This window comes from Pseudomonas moorei, from assembly GCF_008801475.1.
Taxonomy (GTDB): Bacteria; Pseudomonadota; Gammaproteobacteria; order Pseudomonadales; family Pseudomonadaceae; genus Aquipseudomonas; species Aquipseudomonas moorei.
Map to the genome: position 1 here is coordinate 410106 of NZ_VZPP01000004.1, position 18320 is coordinate 428425.

Here is an 18320-nt window from a genome sequence, read left to right on the forward strand (position 1 = left end):
ATCGTTCGCTTTTTATAAAAAAGGCGTGGTGATTACTGGCCGGTGAAGGTCGGCGTGCGTTTTTCCTGGAAGGCGGCGATGCCTTCGTCGCGGTCGCGGGTGCCGGCCAGCACGGTGAAGGCATGGCGCTCGAAACGCAGGCCGCTGGCCAGGTCGGTGTCCATGGCCTTGAGCAGCGCTTCCTTGGCCAGGCGCACCGCCAGCGGGGCTTTGCCGGCAATGCTGCGGGCGATTTGCACGGCGCGCTCGACCGTGAATTCCGGTTGCGTCACTTCGCTGACCAGCCCGGCGCGCTGGGCCTGACGGGCATCGATCGGCTCGCCGGTCAGGACCATTTGCATGGCCATGGATTTGCCGACGGCGCGCAGCAGACGCTGGGTGCCACCGGCGCCGGGCATGATCCCGAGGTTGATTTCCGGCTGACCGAAGCGGGCGTCTTCACCGGCAATGATGATGTCGGCGTGCATCGCCAGTTCGCAGCCACCGCCGAGGGCGAAGCCATTGACGGCGGCGATCAGGGGTTTGCTGAAGCGGGTGATGGCCTGCCATGAAGCCTGGCGCGGATCGTCGAGGATGCCGACCAGGTTGCGTTCGGCCATTTCCTTGATGTCGGCGCCGGCGGCAAAGGCCTTGCGGCTACCGGTGAGGACCACGGCGCGGGTCTCGGGGTCGGCTTGTGCGGCGCTCAGTTCGTCGGCCAGTTCGCCCAGCAATTGGGTGGTCAGGGCGTTCAGGGCTTGCGGGCGCTGCAGGGTAATCAGGCGCACGCCGGGCTCGATCAGTTCGACGGCAAGGGTTAGAGGCATGGCGGATGCCCTCAGGGTGCACGCTCGGCGGTGATGCCGGCTTGTTATTGGATCGGTCACAGGAACCGGTTTTGCCCGAGTATACCTGCAACGTGATACGCAAACGCAATACAAAAATAGATTTAATGTGTCCTTTTGTCGTTGTGGTAGTCACTGGTTGTCCGTCGGGTATGGGCGTTCATATGCCTGAATGCCCCGGTTTTATTGGCTATTAAGCGGGTATTAGCGGCTGGCGCATGGCCGCTTTCACTGCCCTGTTCAAGTGATACGGTTTTTTGTCTTTGTGCTGGTAAAAGCGATGTGATACAAAATGAGCCATTATTTGCATCGCTTTGTGAAGGAACCTGCCATGACCTGCTACAGCCTTGATGGCCTGACTCCAGTGGTTGACCCCACTGCCTATGTGCATCCGTCCGCCGTGCTGATCGGTGATGTGATCGTCGGTCCTCATTGTTATGTCGGGCCGCTGGCGAGTCTGCGCGGCGACTTTGGCCGGATCGTCCTGGAGGAAGGCGCCAATCTGCAGGACACCTGCGTGATGCACGGCTTTCCCGACAGCGACACGGTGGTCGAGCGCAACGGCCACATCGGTCATGGCGCGGTACTGCATGGCTGCCGGATCGGCGCCGACGCATTGGTGGGCATGAATGCCGTGGTCATGGACAACGCGCGCATCGGCTCGCGTTCATTCGTCTCGGCGGCAGCGTTCGTCAAGGCCGGTTTCGAATGCCCCGAGCAGTCGCTGGTGATGGGCGCCCCGGCCAGCGTCAAGCGCACACTCAGCGATCAGGAAGTGGCGTGGAAACAGGCAGGCACCCGCGAGTATCAGCAATTGGCCCAGCGTTGCCTGGAACAGATGCAGGTCTGCGAACCGCTGACCGAGCCGGAGCCGGATCGCCCGCGCATCAGCGACAGTGGCTTGCGGCCCAAGGGCACGATTTCGTGAACACCATCTTCCCCTGTGGGAGCGGGCTTGCCCGCGATGGCGTAGTGTCAGATGGCGTAAATTTGTTTGAACCGCCGTTATCGCGGGCAAGCCCGCTCCCACAGGGTTTTCTGTATATTCCTTTTCTTTTTTCGCTCGGTACGCCCATGTCGTCCCTGACACCTTTGAACCACTTGATTACCCGCTTCCAGGAGCAGACCCCGATCCGCGCCAGCTCCTTGATCATCACCTTGTACGGCGATGCCATCGAGCCCCATGGCGGGACGGTGTGGCTGGGCAGCCTGATTCAGTTGCTCGAACCGATCGGCATCAACGAACGGCTGATCCGCACCTCGATTTTCCGCCTGACCAAGGAAGGCTGGCTGACCGCCGAAAAAGTCGGGCGTCGCAGTTACTACAGCCTGACCGGCACCGGTCGCCGTCGTTTCGACAAGGCGTTCAAGCGGGTCTACAGCACCAGCATGCCGGCCTGGGACGGTTCCTGGTGCCTGGTGATGCTGTCGCAGTTGACTCAGGACAAGCGCAAACAAGTGCGTGAAGAACTGGAGTGGCAAGGTTTTGGTGCGATTTCACCGGTGGTGCTGGCGTGCCCGCGCAGTGACCGCACCGATGTCAACGCGACCCTGATCGACCTCGGCGCCCAGGAAGACACCATCGTCTTCGAAACCACCGCCCAGGACGTGCTGGCCTCGAAGGCCCTGCGCCTGCAGGTGCGCGAGAGCTGGAACATCGAGGAGCTGGCGACCCATTACAGCGAGTTCATTCAATTGTTCCGGCCGCTCTGGCAAGCGCTTCGCGAGCAGGAGAACCTGCAGCCGGCGGACTGTTTCCTGGCACGGATTCTGCTGATCCATGAATACCGAAAACTGCTGTTGCGCGATCCGCAACTGCCGGACGAGTTGTTGCCCGGCGATTGGGAAGGGCGTGCGGCGCGGCAGTTGTGCCGCAACATTTACCGTTTGATTTACGCCAAGGCCGAGGAATGGCTGAACGCTGCACTGGAAACGGCCGACGGCCCGTTGCCGGATGTGGGGGAAAGTTTTTACCGGCGTTTTGGCGGACTCAAGTAACACGTCATGGTGCAGGGAGCAGGGTTGTTCAGGAGATGCGAAGCACCCCGATGTCGTGTGGATTGACGTAGACAATAAAAATAAGCCTGCGTGAGGCCTGACATGATTTCTACAATTGCACAGCGCCAGGATGGGTTCGATCAGTGGATCCATCAGATCAACCAGATCTGTGGCGCCTTCAACGCACAACCCCTGGGCACCGGGTTTGCCGGGCAGATCCGCGAATACCGCAGCGATGCCCTCAAGCTCAGCTTTGTCGATGCCTGTCAGGCGCGCCTGTATCGCACGCCTCAGGAAGTCGCGGCGGGCGAGGGCGGCAAGTACTTCGCGGTATTCCAGCTCGATGGTACGGCGGCCATGGCCCAGGGCGACGACAAGGTGCTGCTGTCCGCCGGCGACATCACACTGATCGATGCCGCGCGCCCGAGCGACTTCACCTACAGCGAAAACTCCCAGCAGTTGTCGCTGATCCTGCCGTATCAATTGGTCGAGCAGACCCTGCGCTTCAACCAGGTCAAGTGCGGTCACCGCATCGCCGCGACGTCGCCCATCGCCATGCTGTCGCACCGGTTGGTGCTTGATGCCACCCGCCAGCCAAACCTCGGCCGTCAGGAAAGCGAAGCGACCCTGGAAGCGATTGTCAGCCTGCTGCGTCCGGCCATCAGCCAGACCGACGACTGCACGGATCTGCATGAACGCACCTTCCGCAAGACCCTGAGTTTTATCGACCAGCACATCCGCTCGGAAGAGCTGTGCCCGGAATGGCTGGCGCGGGAAGTGGGCATGTCCACTCGCGGGCTGTACCGGATGTTTGCCAAGAAGGGCCTGGTGGTGGCGCGCTACATCAAGAATCGTCGCCTGGACCTGTGCGCCGAATCCCTGCGCCAATCGGGCAAGGAGCAAAAGTTGTCGGTGCTGGGCTACTCGTGGGGTTTTTCCGATTCGAGCTACTTCTCCACAGCGTTCAAGTCACGCTTCGGCATCGCGCCGGGGGAATACCGCAAGCTGCATGCTTGAGTGAAGCGCTTTTCGCAGGGTTTTGTGCCATCCATCCGTGTTTTCAGGCACCGTTCTTGAGCAATTCGCTGAAGGCCTCCAGCTCGCTTTTCTCCAGATCGGAAACCAGCACAAAGCGCATGTGGTTCGCTTGCCAGGACACAACGTTAAAGCCACGGATGGTCTGAGTCTGGCGCGGCTTGTCGGCTTCCGGCGCGGGCAGGATAAACACATTGATGATGTGCTTGGCCCGGCCATAACTCAGCGCCGCCGTGGTCTGGTGTTGCAGATAATCCAGGCGCCCGCCCAACAGGGGAAAGCCTTGCGCCGCGTAGTCGAACACCGGTGGCGAGAAGTCGAGTTTGCCGGTGAACCAGGGCTTGACGGTGTGGCGGTCGGACGAAATCACATCGTTCAGATGCTCGCCCATCAACGAGCGGACATGACTGGAAACCGCCTCGTCCATCAACGGCTGCTCGCTGCCCGGCGTCGCCACATACAGCACCATCGCCAAGGCCAGCGCCGCCGCTGAAAAAGCCGGTGCAAACCATTTGCGCCAGCGCTCCAGGGTCCCGGGCGCTGGCACCTCAGGGGTTTTCAAGCGGGCAACCAAGGAGGCCGGCGCGGCGTAATACGGCGCCTTGTGCCTGACGCTGACCTTCAACCGCTGCGCCTGATCCAGTAACCGCGCGCAGTCGGCGCACTCGGCCAGATGCCCGGCCACATTGGCCGCTGTCGCGGGATCGAGTTCCTTGTCCAGATAGCCGTGCATCAGCGTCTGGCAAACCGTGCAGTCGAGTTCATTCATGAGCGTGCAACTTCAATAGTTCGAGCTTGAGCATGGCGCGAGCCCTGGCCAGCCTCGACATGACGGTACCGATGGGAATGTCGACCACCAGGGCGATGTCCTTGTAAGCCAGGTCTTCGAGTTCTTTGAGAATGATCACCTCACGAAACGCCGGTGGCAGGGCGCACAGGGCTTGCTGGATCAGCGCCGCATTTTCGGTATGGATGGCCAGCAGTTCCGGGGTCTGGCTGTGGCTCATCGCAGCCTCGTTTTCACCTGGCTCGTCGTCGAAAGCGACCCAGTGCCGTCCGGCCGAGGCCTTGAGCCAGGTGTAGCTTTCGTTGCGCACGATGGTCAGAAACCAGGCCTTGGCGTTGCCGTCGACGAAGCGGTGCGCAAACCGCAAGGCGCGCAGGGCGCTTTCCTGCACGACATCGTGCGCGGCGCTGTCATTGCCCGTGAGCCAGCGCGCGAGGTTGTAAGCGGCATCCAGGTGCGGCGCAAACAGTTCCTCAAATCGCTTCATAGTGGTTCCCGCACTGTCCCACCCCTATAACTGCGGTGCATGGTCTTTTATTCCCGGGAAAATTTATTTTTTCGACAGGGAATAAAGACCCGTCCTGCAAGGTTTTACCTCGTGTCAGCTACATCACTGTAGTTCTCCAGCGAGGGAATACCGATGGACATTCAAGCAAAACATCCACTGCGCACCGACGCCCCGTTGAATCCCGACCGCCGAACACTGCTCAAATGCTCGGCGTGGGCCGGGGCCGGGGTCCTCTGGGCCTTGAGCGGCGGCATCCCCCGGGCCTTCGCTCTGGACGACACGGGGAACGTCTCCGATCCCAAGGCGCTGGCCAGCACCTTTCACTTCGTGCAGATCAGCGACTCGCACATCGGTTTCAACAAGGAGGCCAATCCGGATCCGGTGAAGACTTTGCAAGTGGCGATCGACAAGGTCGTCGCGCTGCCCAAGCGTCCATCGCTGATCCTGCATACCGGCGATATCACCCACCTGTCCAAACCCGCCGAGTTCGACACCGCCGCACAATTGCTCAAGGGCCTGCCGTCCACCGTGCACTATGTGCCGGGCGAGCACGACACCCTCGACGAGGGCGGCGGCAAGCTCTATCTGGAGCGTTACGGCAAGGGCACCAAAGGCAATGGCTGGTACAGCTTCGACGACCACGGCGTGCATTTCATTGCGCTGGTGAACGTCTTCAACTTCCAGGCTGGCCATGAAGCGACCCTTGGCGCCGATCAACTGGCCTGGCTGGCCGATGACTTGCGCGCGGTGAGCAGCAGCACCCCGATTGTCGTGTTCACCCATATTCCGTTGTGGACCATCTATCAGCCGTGGGGCTGGGGCACCGAGGATGGCGACCAGGCGATTGCCATGCTGCGCAAGTACGGTTCGGTGACGGTGCTGAACGGGCACATCCACCAGGTCATCCAGAAGGTCGAGGGCAATATCACCTTCCACACCGCGCGCGGTACGGCTTATCCACAACCGGCACCGGGCACGGCGCCGGCTCCGGGACCGATGACGGTGGCGGCGGATCAATTGCGTAATTACCTGGGGATCACCGATGTGCGTGCGACGCAGGGTGAGCACCCCTTGGCCCTGATCGATTCGACACTGGTTTAGCGGAGGAAATGGGAATGAAAGCGCGATTGTTGGCTGTTGTCTGCCTGCTGCTGTCGATGCCGGTGTGGGCTCAGGAGGTGAAAGTCGATATCAAGGAATTCATGTTCGGGCCCAAGGATTTGAACGTGGCCGTGGGCACCAAAGTGACATGGGTGAACGACGACGAAATTCCGCACACGGTGGCGGAAACCCACAAGCTGTTTCGCTCCGGGGCGCTGGATACCGGTGACAGCTATTCCTGGGTGTTCAATACACCGGGGGAATATGAGTATTTTTGTGCGCTGCATCCGCAGATGCTGGGGAAGATTGTGGTGAGCCAATGAGCGGACCGATGTAACCCTGTGTGCGAGCTTGTTCGCGATGGCGTGTCAGTCGACACCCATGTTGCTGATACTCCATCGCGAGCAAGCTCGCTCCTACAGGGGATTGGCGCGCCACCTTCGCCGGGTGCTTCCCGTTCGCCGCGAGGGTGGCGTAGGACGTATCCGTATCTTGGTGCGCCGGAGCTGTAGGATTTTTTTGGGTGGGATGATTGCCAGTGGCGAGGGGGCCGCTTCGCAGCCCAGCGGGAGCGAGCTCCCTCGCCACAGATGCTCGTCGCTCAGCGGCTTTCAAGGTTACTTCCCGAAAGCCACGACGCCTTGCGTCGTTGCCTACGGTTACGCCAGAATCCGCCGGCTTGTGCGCCCTGGGGCCGCTCGGTAACTTGATTCGCGTCACTGATGGTCAGTGATCGGGTTTAGTAGCCCGGCCAAGGTTAAAGCGGTCGCATGAGCATCGGCAGGTATCCGCCTGCACTTAATGGTAGCTGTGCGCATGGCGTCCTCGGGCGCGCCGGTTTTTGCTTTCCCTTGCCGGTCTACTAACTTGCGCACAGCTGCCACCCCTTCGTGTAGTAGCGAAAGGGTGCGGCCCAACTAATTAAGGGAAGCACTCATGATCAAACCATCACCGAATCCGCCGGACAGCGATCCCACAGCCCCTTCCGACCGCATCCCCTCCGCCGCCGACATCCGCGCCACCCCGCGCAAACTCTGCACCATGTTCATCGTCAACCCGGAACTCGATGTCGAATCCCTGCTGGCCCACGCCTGCGAATCGTTGGCGTCGGCCAATGTCATGACTCTGGATCTGGCGGATCGTACGGAGGGGACCAGTCGCAATACGCTGCTGGGTATCGCGCAAGTGATCATGCTGGGCGAGCTGGCGGTAAACCGGGCGCTGGATCGAATCGATCCGCCCGAGTAGACGTCAAAAGATCATCCGAACGCGACCCGAGCCTGGGCCAGCTCAGGATTGACTGACGGGCATAAATCGGCTGCCCGGCAAAGATCCCTGTAGGAGCGAGCCCGTTCGCGATGGAGTATCAGCAACACTGGTGTCGACTGACACGCCATCGCGAGCAGGCTCGCTCCCACAGGGGGGGCGTTACTTCGGTGCGTTGAGGTCCAACGTCGGCGTTTCATCGAAGAAGTTCCACGGCTTGAGCAGCACGTGCACCCATTCGGTTGGCATGATCGGCCACTCTTCGGCGCGGGCGATGTGGGTGGTGCCGGTGGTCAGCCACACGACGTCGTCGGTGTTTTCGATGGATTGGTTGTCCTGGGTGAACTGCCCCAGGCCCGAGTCTTTGTCCGAGCGGTTCGGGTACTTGCCTTCCGGGTACTTCTCCTCAGGGTTGTAACGCGTCACCCACAGTTGCTTGTCCATGAAGCTCAGGCGGTGATACAGCCATTCGTCCTTGCCGAAGTTGGCGCCCTTGGCCACCGGGTGCGTGCCGCCGGCATAGGGAATCAACTGATAGGACACCGGGTTGCCGACCTTGTTTTCCTTGCCGAAGTTGGTCAGCAGGCGAACGGTCGACGGGTCGAATTTCTGCGCCGCCTGTTGTTCGGTGCTGACCACTTTGGTTTCGGTCTGCATGGTGCTGGTGCGCGGTCCGCCACGGTCGTTCGGGGCAATCACCGGGTTCACCTCCACCAGCGAGTTGCTTTCACCGTCCACGTCCATGTCGAGGCGGAAGTTGTAGATGTGCTGGTGGGTGGTGCCGACGATGTTGTGATCGAGCAGCGTGCCGTAACGGGTGTCTTCCTTGGCGGTGTCTTCGTGCATGGTCCTGGACTTCACGCCCTTGACCGCTTCGATGCCGGTGGCGCCGGCGTCGATGCCGATGGTGCCGTTCTGCTGGAAGACCCAGTCGAAGATGTAGTCATAGTTGCCGACGGTGCTGATCCAGCGCACCACCAGTTCCCGGCGTTCGGTACTGAGGTTGGGCTGGCCCATTTCCTGGTGTTTGTACTCGGGGCCGGCGTAGCGTTCGAACACTGCCATGGCACGCGGGATCGCCGTCGGGGCGCCGGTGTAGTCGGCGATGGTGGCGTCCAGCAGCACGGCGTTTTCCGGGGCGTCTTTGCCGCGGGCGATCGGCGAGGTCAGGGTGCCCATGCCGTAGTCGCCCGAATCCAGGTAGGCCTTGAAGTACCAGCCGATATCCGGATCGCCATACGGCACGATCATGCCGCCCAGCGAGCCCTCGTACATGATTTTGCGTTTCTTGCCCTTGTCGTCATAGGTGACGGTGGACAGGATCGGCCCGACCCGCGAGTCGAGGCGCACATGGAAGTCCCAGTTCTGCCAGTGAATGCTGTTGCCGGTGATGGTGTAGTTCTTGCCCTCGGGCTCGATGATCTCCAGCGGCTTGACCGGTGTACCCTTGCGTCCGCGCCCGTCATAGGGGGTCGGCTTCATCGGCACCGGGATGAGCGCTTCGTCTTCGATCTTGATGAGTTTCTTCTGCTCCAGATCGACAATCGCCACCAGGCCTTCGATCGGATGCGCCCAATAGTTGCCGTCATCGGTATTGAGGTAGCTGACGATTTTCAGCAGGCGCTTGTCCTGTGCCAGGCCGTCCTTGCCGTCGAAGTAGCCGACGGTCAGCGGTGTGGCCACGACCTTTTTCACGTCGTTGATGCCGCGCTTGGCCAGTGCCTCTGCGTATTCCGGGCTGTTCTCCACGGCCGATTGCACCGTGGCGAAATCGTCCAGCAGCACCATGCCATGGGCGCCTTCAATCGGTGTCCAGGATTTGAGTGACTTGCTGTCCAGATCCACCAGCGCTTCGATCACGTGCTTGCCGTCCAGCACCACGATATTGGCCTGGCGCGGCTGGTCGACCTTCTGCCCGGTGTAGACGAAGTTCCACACCTGATCCTTCGGCGGCTCCTTGACCGAGACTTCGGTGAAGCGGAAACCGGGTTGGTAATGGTCGGACTTCTTGACGATGTCCACCGCCGCGGTGATTTCGTCCGCGCTCAGCGGGTTGAGCGGGTTAGGGAGGGTTTCGACGACAAAGGTCTTGTCCAGGCCGGACTGGAACACCTGGTTGATGAAGTCCTTGGACATGAATGCGGTCTTGCCCTTGAACACCACCGGCACCGTCAGCGCCATGGGCTTGCCATTGAGCATGGCCACTTTGCTGTTCGGCTTGACCTTGAGGTAGACCCCGTCCTTGGCAATGGTGAACAGGTTGGAATAGTCGTCCCATTTGACCGTGGCGCCGAATTCCTCAAGGCCCGCCTGCAGCGGCACCATTTCGGCGTGACCGCCATGGGCCTGGGCATTTCCGGCCCAATAGGGCAGGCCGAGGGTGCCCAGCGTGATGGCCAGCGCGAGCCGGGCAAGCGGTTTTCTGTTTCGCAACGCAAGGGAGGTGAACATTCTGGGTTCCTTCGAAAAAGCCGGTGACAGCACACCTGTACTTTGCAACAGCCCGGCGTTGGCTGCTTTTGGATTCCTGCCAGAATCCTTTGGCTCTGTGCCGCAATCAGCTTTCCCGACTGGCGGGGGCTTGGCAAGCGGATATAGCGCTTTGCCATCGCGTTTGTGAACGACAGGGATCATCTGTAGCTGGCTTGCCAGCAATGCTTTTCAGACCTTCAACACCTTCCCGCCAATGGCCACCGCCACCAGCAGCACGGCCATCAAGCCGAAGGCAAAGCTCAAACTGCTGCCATGGGCGATGAAGCCGATGACCGCAGGCCCGGCGAGAATCCCCGCATAACCCAGGGTGGTGATGGCTGGTACGGCGATGCTTTCCGGCATGACGGTCTGCTTGCCGACCGCGGTGTACAGCACTGGCACAATGTTCGAGCAGCCGGCCCCAAGTAACGCATAACCCACCAGCGCCGCTTCCCAGCCGGGGGCCAATGTCGCCATGAACAGACCGGCCGCTGCCGTCAGCCCGCCGAACACCATCACCCGCGTAGCGCCAAGGCGCCGCACGATTGAGTCCCCGGTCAGGCGTCCAGTGGTCATGGTCAGGGCAAACGCCGCATACCCCAAGCCGGCATAGGCGGTATCGATCCCGCGTTCCTGGGCCAGGAACACCGCGCTCCAGTCCAGGGCCGCGCCTTCGGCGAGGAACACGATGAAACACATCACGCCGATGAACAGCACGATGCCGTGGGGAATGGCAAACGCCGGTCCCGAGCTGTCACTGCCATAGGGCAGCAGGTGCGGCGCGGCTTTGGCCAGGGCGATCAGCAGGATCACGACCACCACCAGGGTCGCGCCCAGCGGTGAAATACCCAGACCGAGCAGCCCGCTGACACCCGCCGCGCCGACGATCCCGCCGAGGCTGAACAGGCCATGAAACCCCGACATCATGTTCTTGCCGCTGGCCCGTTCGACGATCACCGCTTGCAGGTTCACCGTGGAATCCACCGTGCCGAGGCCTGCACCGAAGATAAACAACGCCGCGATCAGCGCCGGAATCGATGACACCGTTGCCAGCAGGGGTAGAGCCAGGCAGATCAGCAAGGTGCCGCCGGTCGCGACTTTGCGACAGCCAAAACGCGAGGCGAGCATCCCGGCCAAAGGCATCGCCAGAATCGAGCCCACCCCCAGGCACAGCAGCAATAAACCGAGGGTGCCATCATCCAGCCCGGCGCGGACCTTGGCGTAGGGCACCAGTGGCGCCCACGCGGCGATGCCGAGCCCGGCGATGAAGAAGGCAATGCGCGTGGACATTTGCTCCAGGCGCCCTGGAACGAAGGGGGATTGGGTCTTGAGGTTGGTCATATCGATCCTTGAACAAAAACGTCGCGTTCCCAAGGGACAGTGATCCACCTGCGAGGGTTCGATCAGGGGGCCGCAAGGTTTGCGCTGAAACAGGCTGACATCCTTGCACAGCCAGAGCCTGTTTCGCGATATGTTGGGGCAGACCCATCATTTCCAGCAGGGAGGGCGCCATGGCGCGGATCTACGATGCACGAGGCAATATCTACAAGGTGGTGGCGCCTGAGGAACTGCGCCGCAGGGGAATCGCCGTGCCGGATCAGGCCAGTCAGGCCGCACAAAACATTCAGACATGGACCTTGTCGGCCATAGAGGCTTGCTGCCGTTGGGCCGCCGGCACCCGGCCGCCCGGCAGCAAGGAACATTGCAGCGATGGCTTGCTGGTCGGCCCGTTCCAGTCGTCGCAGCCTTTTGATCTGTTGATCGTCAACACCGACGGCACCCTGGCCGAGCGCAGTGGCAATGGCCTGACGATTTTTTCCCAGGCCCTCAGCGATCAGGGACTTTGGCCGAAGGATCAAGCGTGTGTGCTCAGGGTTCATCACGACAAGGCGGATGTGCGTTCACCGGGGGAGATTTCGGTGAAAGCGGCGCAGGTCGATGGCGTGCAAGGGTTCTGGCTGGACTTGGGCAAGCCGGGGTTTGGCCCTGATGCGGTCAGCGCGCAGGGGGTTGAAAGCGTGGCCTGCAACGGTCGTGAGCTCAGCCATGTGCAGCCATTGGCAGCCCTCAACGGGGCATGGTCGCGCAGTCAGTTCGTGCGAGTCGGCAATCCGCACTGCGTGACCCTGGTCGACAGCGCCGATGCCTTGCCGGGCAATGAGCAGATGCGCGAGCCAGCGCTGGGCGAGGGGCTGAAGCAGATCGCCTACGCCATGCCGACCGGCGCAGGAAAACCCTGCCCGGCGGGAATCAATCTGCAATGGGCGATGCGGTTGTCACCCGGGCACATCGCCGCGCGGGTGTTCGAGCGCGGGGAAGGGCCGACCGCTTCCTCGGGCACCAGTGCCAGTGCGGTGGCGTGTGCGGCCTGGCGGGTGGGTTGGGTCGATGCGGGGGAGGTGAAGGTGACGATGCCGGGTGGGACGGCGCCGATTCTGCTGGAGCAAGAGCAGGGGGAGTTGAGTCGGGTGAGCCTGTTTGGTACGGCTCGGTTGATGGACTGATCCCGAGACAGCCATCGCCGGCAAGCCGGCTCCCACAGGTTTAATGCAAGGCCCTGTAGAGCCGGCTTGCCGGCGATGGCGTCGACCCGAATTCAGCTCAAGCCATCACCGAACTCCACCACCGGCATCGTCCGTTTCATCAGCACCTTGCCGCCGCGAATCGAATACAGCGGCAGGCCCTGGCTGCGGATCACCTCGTAGTCGCTCTCGGCCGATAATATCAACAAGTTCGCCGGCCGCCCCGGTTCCAGTCCGTAGCGATCACCCAAAGCCATGGCCCTGGCGCTGTTGTCGGTGACCAGGTCCAGCGCGCTTTGCAGGTTGCGGTAACCGAGCATGTGGCAGATGTGCAGGCCTGCTTCGAGGACCCGCAGGATGTTGCCGTTGCCCAGCGGATACCAGGGATCGACGATCGAATCCTGGCCGAAACACACGTTCATGCCGGCTTCGAGCAGTTCGTTGACCCGGGTCACGCCCCGGCGTTTCGGGAAGTTATCGAAGCGTCCTTGCAGATGAATGCTTTCGGTGGGGCAGGAGACAAAACTGATCCCGGAATGCCCGAGCAGGCGGAACAGTTTGGCGCAGTAGGCGTTGTCGTAGGAGCCCATGGCCGTGGTGTGACTGGCGGTGACCCGTGAACCCATGTCGCGGCTGCGGGCTTCTTCGGCCAGTACTTCGAGAAAGCGCGAGTGCGGGTCGTCGGTTTCGTCGCAATGCACGTCCACCAGGCAACCGGTGCGTTCGGCCAGGTCCATGAGGAACTTCACCGAACTCACGCCTTGATCGCGGGTGTATTCGAAATGCGGAATGCCGCCGACCACGTCGGCGCCCATGTGGATCGCTTCCTCCATCAGGTCCCGACCGTTGCGGTACGACTCGATGCCCTCCTGGGGGAATGCGACGATTTGCAGGTCGATCAGATCACGGCTTTCCTCGCGCACTTCGAGCATGGCCTTCAGCGCGGTCAGTTGCGGATCGGTGACATCGACATGGGTGCGCACATGCTGAATGCCGTGGGCGGCGAGGGCCTGGATGGTTTTTTTGGCGCGGGTCTTGGTGTCTTCCTGGGTGATGGTCGCCTTGCGCTCACCCCAGCACTCGATGCCTTCGAACAAGGTACCGCTCATGTTCCAGCGCGGCTCGCCAGCGGTCAGGGTGGCATCGAGGTGGATGTGCGGCTCGACGAAGGGCGGTACCACCAGGTTGCCGCCGGCATCCAGATCGTCGGGGCCCAGGGTCGGAGCCTCGGTTTGCCGGGCGATGTGGCTGATCAGGCCGTTTTCCAGGTGCAATTCATGCAGGCCTTCCTGGTGACGCAGCCGGGCGTTGATGATGTGCATCAGGAGCGTCCTTTTCGATAGACAATGACACTACGTTAGCGCGACGGGGGCGATTCCTGCCAGCGTCATTGATCTCGCCTGTCACGGGCGTGAGTTCCTGGCATGTGAAAGCCAAAAAGCAGGCATAAAAAAACAGCCGTTGAAGGCTGTTTTTTTGCGTCACTGACGAAACGCATTTCCCCTGTAGGAGCGAGCCTGCTCGCGATGGACGTAAACGATAACGCGGTGTATCTGGAGAACCGTGTTGTCTTGACGTCCATCGCGAACGGGCTCGCTCCTACAAGGGTTCTGCTTTACTCGCCGCGATAGATGCAACCGCTGGTGCAGGTCTCGTGGATACGAATCGCACTGAGTTCCGGCAGCAATGGCTTGAGTTCGGCCCAGATGAATTTGGCCAGTACTTCGCTGGTCGGGTTTTCCAGGCCAGGAATATCGTTCAGGTAGTTGTGGTCCAGACGCTCATACAGCGGCTTGAAGATCGCCTTGATTTCCGAAAAGTCGCGGATCCAGCCGGTGTGCGGATCAATATCGCCACTCAGGTGAATCGCCACTTTGAACGAATGGCCGTGCAGGCGACCGCACTTGTGGCCGTCCGGGACGTGGGGCAGGCGGTGGGCGGATTCGAAAGTAAATTCCTTGAAGATTTCCACAGTGTTTTCAGCTCTGTTCAGGTGGCGATCGCCGTGGCGATAGGGGCAGGCGGCGAGTTTAACAGCTTGTCCTGACTAAAGGGTCAGCAAGCGCTCGCCGAGGCGACCGTTGGCGGCCAGTTCGAGGAATTCGTCGCCCAGGCGACGGCTTTCGTCCATCGCCGCACGCCAGTATTTCTGCCGGCTCGGGGCGTCGCCCATGAAGCGTTTGAAGTCATTACGATCCGGCAGTTTGCCGTAGGGCAGGCGCGCCAGGTATTCCCGGGACGGCGCCAGCAACAACACATTCTGCAGGCGCACAGGGCAGGCGCGGCGCCAGGGCAGGGTCTTGTCGAACCAGCCTGGAATCACCCGATCGGTGAAATGCGGGTAGAGCACGATGTCGTCGCCGCTGTAGGGCAGGTCGAGGTGGTAGTCCAGCAGACCGCCGTCGCGGAAGGTCCCGGCGCCTGCACCCGGCAGGTCGCGCACGCCCTCCATGACCATGGGAATCGAGCCCGAGGCGAGCAAGGCCTGGCGCAAATTGCCGGCGTCCAGTGCCACGAAACGCGACGGAAAATCGTTCAGCGGGTTGACCGGTGGAGCCAGGCGCGGGTCGTGGATGATCAGTCGTTCGAAGTGCCGCGACAACCGCGCGCGGCCGCGCAGGTTGTCGGCGATCACCGATGACAGGCCCAGGCCCAGGCGGCCGCGATGGTCGTCCGCGAGCAGGCCGTGGCTTTTGACCACCATGATGTTCAGGCGGTAATGGGCGTTGTCGAGCAGGGCGGCGTCGCGGCCGTCGAGCAGTTCATCGAGCATGCGCCGCGAGCTCTGGCTGATTTGCGCCATGGTCACGCCTTTGGCGAAGTTCTGTTCGGTGTAGAGCTGGCCGAGGCGGCGGATGCCCTCGGCGGCGTCCGGCAGGCAGGCACTGGCAAAGCGCCAGGAACCGACCGATGCACCGATCAGCGAGCGCTCCCGGGGCGCCGCCGGCAGCCATTGGCCGAACAACGCCAGGTCCAGCCCCTGGATCCCCAGCGCCTTCGGGCCCCCGGCGGCACCCGGTAGCGTGCCGACATCGATGGCGCTCAGGCCGTTCTCACGGATGCGCGCAAAGGCACGAGGCCCGGCCTTGAGCGTCAGGGAAGGGAACTTGATGTGGATGGCGGTCATACCGGTCTCGATGTCTGGCAAGCGGGTGGATTATGTGGGAGTGAGCCTGCTCGCGATAGCGCTGGTGCAGCTGCATTGATTTTGGTTGGGCCAGCGTCATCGCGAGCAGGGTTTGCATCTGTGTCTGCTCGCCACTGCAGCCCAATGATGGCCATTCAGTTTCAATTAAGTTCAGCCCGCTAAAGTGGACCCCGTATGCAACACCCAGGGGCCGGACGAAGTCTTGAGGTTGCGCGACGCTGGTACCATTGTGCCTTTCGAGAAGCTCATCGCCGCGGCATCGACCGGATCTGCAATTAGACGCGGTCGGCGGCCAGTGACTCAAGGATCATCAGGATTCGTAATGACGCTGCTTTCCTTTTTCACACGGCGCGCGGGCAGCCTGGCGCTGGTGTTGCTGGCTTTCTGCTCGGTGGTCATGGCCCGCGACCTGGACCAGGACGAAGCCCTGCGCTTGCGCCAGCAAGGGATCATCCTGCCGCTCGAGCAAGTGTTGCAGCAGGCGCTGGACCGTTATCCGGGGGCCAGACTGCTGGAAGCCGAGCTGGAAGAGAAGCATGACGTCTACATTTATGACGTCGAAATGCTGACGGCGGCAGGCGTGGTTCGTGAGCTTGAAATCGATGCCGCCACGGGCCGTTTACTGAAAGACAAGGAAGATTGACCGATGCGTTTGCTCCTGGTGGAAGACCACGTACCCCTGGCCGACGAATTGATGGCCGGCCTCAATCGCCAGGGCTACGCCGTGGACTGGCTGGCCGACGGTCGCGATGCGGTCTGTCAGGGCAGCACCGAGCCTTACGACCTGATCGTCCTCGACCTCGGCCTGCCGGGTTTGCCGGGGCTTGAAGTGTTGGCCCACTGGCGTGCCGAAGGTTTGCCCACGCCGGTGCTGATCCTCACCGCCCGCGACTCCTGGGCCGAGCGCATCGAAGGTCTCAAGGCCGGTGCCGACGATTACCTGAGCAAACCCTTTCACCCTGAAGAGTTGCACCTGCGCATCCAGGCGCTGCTGCGTCGCTCCCATGGCCAGGTCAATCAGCCGACGCTCAAGGCCGCCGGTTTGCATCTGGATGAAGGTCGGCAGTGCGTGAACCGTGACGGCACGCAGATCCAGCTGACCGCCGCCGAATTCCGCTTGCTGCGCTATTTCATGCTGCACCCGGATCAGATCCTTTCCAAAGGCCACCTCGCCGAACACCTCTACGACGGCGAGACCGAACGCGATTCCAATGTGCTGGAAGTCCACGTCAATCACCTGCGGCGCAAACTCGGGCGCAGCGTGATCGAGACCCGTCGCGGCCAGGGTTACCTGTTCGGTGGGCAAGCCCGGTGAGGTCGATCCAGCGCCGCTTGAGTCTGGGCCTGATCAGCGTGATGGTGGTTGTCGGCCTGGTGCTGGCGCAGACCAGCCTGTGGCTGTTCGAAATGGGCTTGCAGCGCTACCTCGAAGCCGGCCTGCGCAACGACAGCGAAAACCTGCTGGTGGCCCTGGTGCGTGGCCCGCAAGGTTTGCAGCTGGATGAGCGGCACCTGGCACCGGCCTATCAGCGACCCTTTTCCGGGCACTATTTCCGCATCGACTTTGCCGACAGCCAATGGCGTTCCCGTTCGTTGTGGGACCAGGAACTGCCACGCCTCGAACAGCCCGGCCTGGACAGCAACCTGCAATTGGGACCCGAAGGGCAGCAGTTGCTGGTGCTGCGCTCGGACTATCGCCGCCTGGGCCAGTCGATCTCCATCAGCGTGGCGCAGGACTACACCCCGGTGCGCGAGAGCTTCCTGCGCATGCAGCAGGTTGGCCTGGGGTTGGGGCTGGCGGGGCTGCTGCTGATTTTGCTGCTGCAACGAATCACCGTGCGGCGTGCCTTGCGCCCGCTGGAAACGGCCCGTGAGCAGATTGCGCAATTGCAGCAGGGCCAGCGTTCGCAACTCGATGACCAGGTGCCGGTGGAACTGGAGCCGCTGGTGGCGCAGATCAATCACCTGCTGGCCCACACCGAAGACAGCCTCAAGCGTTCACGCAATGCCCTGGGCAACCTCGGCCACGCCTTGAAAACCCCGCTGGCGGTGTTGTTGAGCCTGGCCTCAAGCGCGCAACTGGACGCGCATCCGGCATTGCGCAAGACCCTCAAGGAACAACTGGAGCAGGTTCAGCAGCGACTCAATCGCGAGCTCAATCGTGCCCGCCTGGCCGGCGATGCGCTGCCAGGGGCACTGTTTGATTGCGCCGGCGAACTGCCGGGATTGTTGGCGACCTTGAACATGATTCACGGTGACCACCTGAAGCTGAGCTATCGCGCCGCGGCGGGCCTGCAATTGCCGTGGGATCGCGAGGACGTGCTGGAATTGCTCGGCAATCTGCTGGACAACGCCTGCAAATGGGCGGATGCCGAAGTGCGGCTGAGCGTGCTCAAGACCGTCGAAGGCTTTGAACTGAGTGTGGAAGACGACGGGCCGGGCATCCCCGAAGATCGCCGCGAGCAGGTGTTCAGCCGCGGCACCCGGCTGGATGAACAGACTGACGGACACGGCCTGGGTTTGGCGATTGTGCGCGACATCGTCGAGGCGTGGGGCGGGGTATTGCAGCTGCAGGAGAGCGAGTGGGGCGGATTGAAAGTGCTGATCGAATTGCCTGAACGCGTCTGAAGCCGGACCGGCAACCTGTGGGAGCGAGCTT

18 protein-coding genes are annotated in these 18320 nt (G+C 61.8%); 10 read left to right on the plus strand and 8 right to left on the minus strand.

Annotation, left to right across the window (positions count from 1 at the left end):
* Positions 1-32: 32 nt before the first annotated feature.
* A complete protein-coding gene (gene paaF / locus F7R06_RS09715) occupies positions 33-806 on the minus strand; it encodes a 2,3-dehydroadipyl-CoA hydratase PaaF (protein WP_090323858.1) in 774 nt (257 codons plus the stop codon).
* Positions 807-1155: 349 nt separating this feature from the next.
* On the opposite strand from paaF, the gene paaY reads away from it, so the two are divergent.
* From paaY to feaR, 3 genes are all read left to right on the plus strand, one after another.
* Positions 1156-1752 (plus strand): phenylacetic acid degradation protein PaaY, encoded by a 597-nt coding sequence (gene paaY, locus F7R06_RS09720; protein ID WP_090323856.1) that lies wholly within the window; start codon positions 1156-1158, stop codon positions 1750-1752.
* Between the two features lie 146 nt (positions 1753-1898).
* Positions 1899-2822 (plus strand): phenylacetic acid degradation operon negative regulatory protein PaaX, encoded by a 924-nt coding sequence (gene paaX / locus F7R06_RS09725; RefSeq protein ID WP_090323854.1) that lies wholly within the window; start codon positions 1899-1901, stop codon positions 2820-2822.
* Between the two features lie 102 nt (positions 2823-2924).
* The gene (gene feaR, locus F7R06_RS09730) at positions 2925-3839 is read left to right on the plus strand and encodes a transcriptional regulator FeaR (protein ID WP_090323853.1); all 915 of its coding nucleotides are present in this window, start codon (positions 2925-2927) and stop codon (positions 3837-3839) included.
* A 43-nt stretch (positions 3840-3882) separates the two neighbouring features.
* Here the strand turns inward: feaR and F7R06_RS09735 are convergent, their stop codons facing one another.
* The gene (locus F7R06_RS09735) at positions 3883-4626 is read right to left on the minus strand and encodes an anti-sigma factor family protein (RefSeq protein ID WP_090323851.1); all 744 of its coding nucleotides are present in this window, start codon (positions 4624-4626) and stop codon (positions 3883-3885) included.
* Positions 4619-5131: a sigma-70 family RNA polymerase sigma factor gene (locus F7R06_RS09740; protein WP_090323849.1), complete on the minus strand. Its 513-nt coding sequence runs from the start codon at positions 5129-5131 to the stop codon at positions 4619-4621. Before F7R06_RS09740 ends, F7R06_RS09735 begins: the two co-directional genes overlap by 8 nt.
* 153 nt (positions 5132-5284) lie before the next feature.
* On the opposite strand from F7R06_RS09740, the gene F7R06_RS09745 reads away from it, so the two are divergent.
* The 3 genes from F7R06_RS09745 (at position 5285) to F7R06_RS09760 (ending at position 7501) form a co-directional block, all read left to right on the plus strand.
* Complete coding sequence (locus F7R06_RS09745; RefSeq protein WP_090323848.1) at positions 5285-6253, plus strand: metallophosphoesterase family protein; 969 nt, start codon at positions 5285-5287, stop codon at positions 6251-6253.
* A gap of 14 nt (positions 6254-6267) precedes the next feature.
* Positions 6268-6576: a cupredoxin domain-containing protein gene (locus tag F7R06_RS09750; RefSeq protein WP_090323846.1), complete on the plus strand. Its 309-nt coding sequence runs from the start codon at positions 6268-6270 to the stop codon at positions 6574-6576.
* 613 nt (positions 6577-7189) lie between these two features.
* A complete protein-coding gene (locus tag F7R06_RS09760; protein ID WP_090323844.1) occupies positions 7190-7501 on the plus strand; it encodes a DUF6124 family protein in 312 nt (103 codons plus the stop codon).
* A 180-nt stretch (positions 7502-7681) separates the two neighbouring features.
* On the opposite strand, the gene tynA is transcribed toward F7R06_RS09760, so the two are convergent.
* Both tynA and F7R06_RS09775 read right to left on the minus strand, forming a co-directional pair.
* Positions 7682-9970 carry a primary-amine oxidase gene (gene tynA, locus F7R06_RS09770; RefSeq protein WP_090323842.1) on the minus strand — a complete coding sequence of 763 codons (2289 nt, stop codon included), beginning with the start codon at positions 9968-9970 and terminating at the stop codon, positions 7682-7684.
* Between the two features lie 210 nt (positions 9971-10180).
* Entirely contained in the window at positions 10181-11332 is a 1152-nt protein-coding gene (locus F7R06_RS09775) for an MFS transporter (protein WP_090323841.1), read from the minus strand.
* A 170-nt stretch (positions 11333-11502) separates the two neighbouring features.
* On the opposite strand from F7R06_RS09775, the gene F7R06_RS09780 reads away from it, so the two are divergent.
* Positions 11503-12495, plus strand: a complete 993-nt coding sequence (locus F7R06_RS09780) for a diaminopimelate epimerase (RefSeq protein ID WP_090323839.1) — start codon at positions 11503-11505, stop codon at positions 12493-12495.
* Between the two features lie 92 nt (positions 12496-12587).
* Here F7R06_RS09780 and codA read toward each other — a convergent pair whose 3' ends face one another.
* The 3 genes from codA to F7R06_RS09795 all read right to left on the minus strand — a co-directional run bounded on the left by codA (position 12588) and on the right by F7R06_RS09795 (position 15640).
* Entirely contained in the window at positions 12588-13835 is a 1248-nt protein-coding gene (gene codA, locus F7R06_RS09785; protein ID WP_090323838.1) for a cytosine deaminase, read from the minus strand.
* A gap of 293 nt (positions 13836-14128) precedes the next feature.
* The gene (gene queD / locus F7R06_RS09790; protein ID WP_047527439.1) at positions 14129-14485 is read right to left on the minus strand and encodes a 6-carboxytetrahydropterin synthase QueD; all 357 of its coding nucleotides are present in this window, start codon (positions 14483-14485) and stop codon (positions 14129-14131) included.
* Between the two features lie 75 nt (positions 14486-14560).
* Complete coding sequence (locus tag F7R06_RS09795) at positions 14561-15640, minus strand: hypothetical protein (protein ID WP_090323836.1); 1080 nt, start codon at positions 15638-15640, stop codon at positions 14561-14563.
* 343 nt (positions 15641-15983) lie between these two features.
* Here F7R06_RS09795 and F7R06_RS09800 point away from each other — a divergent pair, with 343 nt between their 5' ends.
* The 3 genes from F7R06_RS09800 to F7R06_RS09810 are packed head-to-tail and all read left to right on the plus strand — an operon-like array spanning position 15984 to position 18289.
* Complete coding sequence (locus F7R06_RS09800; RefSeq protein WP_090323834.1) at positions 15984-16304, plus strand: PepSY domain-containing protein; 321 nt, start codon at positions 15984-15986, stop codon at positions 16302-16304.
* A 3-nt stretch (positions 16305-16307) separates the two neighbouring features.
* Entirely contained in the window at positions 16308-16976 is a 669-nt protein-coding gene (locus F7R06_RS09805) for a response regulator transcription factor (protein ID WP_090323832.1), read from the plus strand.
* Positions 16973-18289 carry an ATP-binding protein gene (locus F7R06_RS09810; protein WP_090323831.1) on the plus strand — a complete coding sequence of 439 codons (1317 nt, stop codon included), beginning with the start codon at positions 16973-16975 and terminating at the stop codon, positions 18287-18289. The genes F7R06_RS09805 and F7R06_RS09810 overlap by 4 nt, the downstream gene beginning before the upstream one ends.
* The last annotated feature ends 31 nt before the right edge of the window (positions 18290-18320 follow it).